Here is a 243-nt window from a genome sequence, read left to right on the forward strand (position 1 = left end):
ACCCAACGTTGACCGATTTAGAAAACAATACCAATGAAATCACCAACCCATCAGCAGCATTGGTAGGCGATACGACTTTGACCAACGATCCAATCAATTTGGTACAATATGTTTACATCGCCGTTTCGGGTAACAATACCATCGACCATACCGGAAGAAAGTGTTATACCGTTGTACCACAAGGTTACATCATCAACCCGTTACCAACAGTAGATATTGTTGGCACCAATAATGTGTACCAAA

The 243-nt window shown here is 41.6% G+C and carries 1 protein-coding gene; it reads left to right on the forward strand.

Going from position 1 to position 243, the window contains the following annotated elements:
• A partial coding sequence (locus G6042_RS00170) for a hypothetical protein (protein WP_169522306.1) occupies window positions 1–243 on the forward strand: 243 nt, incomplete at both ends.

This window comes from Flavobacterium solisilvae, from assembly GCF_012911605.1.
GTDB classification, from domain to species: Bacteria; Bacteroidota; Bacteroidia; order Flavobacteriales; family Flavobacteriaceae; genus Flavobacterium; species Flavobacterium solisilvae.